This is a genomic window from Oceaniserpentilla sp. 4NH20-0058, from assembly GCF_040371755.1.
In the GTDB taxonomy this organism is placed as follows: Bacteria; Pseudomonadota; Gammaproteobacteria; order Pseudomonadales; family Oceanobacteraceae; genus Bermanella.
The window spans coordinates 1-2,321 of sequence record NZ_BAABWE010000021.1 but is presented as its reverse complement, the minus strand read 5'-3'; the positions used below and the strand labels follow the sequence as shown (position 1 = coordinate 2,321).

At 37.4% G+C, this 2,321-nt stretch carries 2 protein-coding genes and 1 pseudogene; all 3 read left to right on the top strand.

What is annotated here, in order from left to right; all coding sequences use genetic code 11:
• Positions 1-341 precede the first annotated feature (341 nt).
• Positions 342-1,262: a sulfotransferase family protein gene (locus tag ABWV45_RS15430; protein WP_353352615.1), complete on the top strand. Its 921-nt coding sequence runs from the start codon at positions 342-344 to the stop codon at positions 1,260-1,262.
• Positions 1,263-1,537: 275 nt separating this feature from the next.
• Positions 1,538-2,041, top strand: coding sequence for a transposase (locus tag ABWV45_RS15425; protein WP_353352614.1), 504 nt, complete (start codon positions 1,538-1,540; stop codon positions 2,039-2,041).
• Positions 1,996-2,321: pseudogene (locus ABWV45_RS15420) on the top strand (IS1182 family transposase); the annotation flags it as partial. The gene ABWV45_RS15425 and the pseudogene ABWV45_RS15420, both read left to right, overlap by 46 nt.

The following is a 2,321-nucleotide window of genomic DNA, read 5'->3' as shown; positions in this document are numbered from 1 at the left end:
CAGATCAAGCGAAGCTTGAGACCTATTGTAGGTCATCGTCATCTCAGTTGTTTTAGTATTAAGAAAACCAGCGATAACTTTAAAATCCAACCTGAAAAATCATCATCTAAACCAAAACCCAAGTCTCTTTCGCGTGCATACCCACAAGGGGCACGCCGAGCACGCTCCTACAACGTCCCTCGGATACGTAAAAGAACTAAACCTTTAGGCTTTAAGATGTAGACCTATGTTTTCAAATTTACATCGTTCTTTTAGATAGTCGAGGAGTATACGATGGAAAAATAATGCCTATTTTGTAATAATATAAATCAAAGTACACCTATATAAAGACTTAGGCACATATGCTAAAAGAGAATACGACGTCGGCTTTTCATCTGTCAGGGCAAATTACTGACCCAATTCAAACAGTGTTGATTGTAGGTTTTAAACGAAGCGGCACTTCTATGTTAGCAGGTATCCTTAGTAATCTAGGGGTATTTATTGGTGATGAAGCTAGTTCGCCAAATTTTGAAGACAGACGATTCTCTCAAGCTATTGAAAAGACTAGCTCCCGTAAATCACTTATCAAAGAGTATAACGATCGCTTTCCAATATGGGGTTTTAAGCATCCAACCAGAAATTTTATGCTCCTAAAAAAGATCAAAGAATTTAAAAATCCTTTAGTTATTCATATATCCCGTGACTCTGTGGCAGTCAGTAGTCGAACATCGAGTGTCTATAAAGATAGTTTCGAATCTCAGATAAAAATTAATATTAAAAATCAAGCGAAATTGACTCTAGCCTGTACAAAAATCAAAGGGCCTGTTCTCTATTGTTCCTATGAAAAAATTTTACATAAGCCAGAAGATTTTTTAACGGACCTCATCTCAGTTTTAAAAATCGATGTTAGTGAAGAAATGATGGTTAAAACAGTTAAGTTTATAAAGCCAGAGCCAATTGAATATACGAATTGGGCTCAGCACTCGAGAAGTTCAGTTATTGGCTTTATCGATAGAATCGTAGATGGTAAGACGATTGAGGGCTGGGCAATTGATAAAAACTCTACGGAACCCGTTTCTCTTGCGATAAAAGTAAATAGTGAGATTAAAGCCTACACCGTATGTAATATTTTCCAGAAAGGCTTAGAATCAATTCATCCGACTGGTCACTGCGCATTCTCTGTTACGCTTGATGGTGCGATAGAAAAAGGCGTTGATCAATTAGAAGTTATTACAAAGGATAGCGAAACTTCTTTACTGCCTTCAGAGTACATCGCTTGGTAGATGTATAGTATTCAGTCTGTAAGTATTTATTGCGCTGCATTTGGTTCAACATAAATGGTATTTTCTGTTTGGGTTTAGATTCTTTTATGTGGATAACTAAGACACTCATACAATAATTAAATTGTCTTAGTTGATGTTGTTATGCCGGACGCTACACTGGCATTAAAAACAATCACCTACATAAATGCGCATGCTATGGGCGTTGAGACTGTAGAAAACCCCCATTTCCTTTATGAATTTTGATAAAATGCACCTTCGCATACGGAGGTGTGAAAATGCCTAAATTTATTCCCTACAACTACGACCAAACTTCTATGGTCGTGATTAATTTTAAAGATCAGCTTCAACCCGGTACGTTTGAGTATGCAGTTCATTATTTAATTAATGAAAAACTCGATCTTTCTATCTTCTACCCAAATTACGATAATAATGAAGGGGGTCGTCCCGCTTATGATCCGGCCATTCTGTTAAAAATCATTTTATTTGCGTACTCCAAAGGCATAACATCGAGCCGTGAAATTCAATGGTGCTGTGAAACCAATATCATATTCAAAGCATTATCTTGCGATACAGTACCGCATTTCACCACCATTGCTTCTTTTGTCAGTGGTAATACTTCAGAAATCGAACATCTATTTGAACAAGTATTATTGATTTGTCACGAACAGGATTTGCTGGGGAATGAATTGTTTGCCATAGACGGCTGTAAAATGTCATCTAATGCTGCAAAAGAATGGTCAGGTACATTCAAAGAATTGGAGAGAAGCGAGCTAAGATAAAGCGACTGATCAATCATCATGTAAATGAACATAAAAAAATAGATAAGCATGAATCCCTAGGAGAAGAGCGGGCTAAACGAGCTGAGCAAGCAATCGAAACCCTTTCAAAAGCACACGATAAAATAGATCAATTTCTAAAGACGTCTAACCCAAGGATGGGGCAAGGCAAGCGAATCAAGGAAGTTAAAAGCAATATCACTGATAATCAATCTGCCAAGATGACCACCAGTAAAGGCACAATCCAAGGTTACAATGGCGTAGCGACGGTTGATAAGAAGCA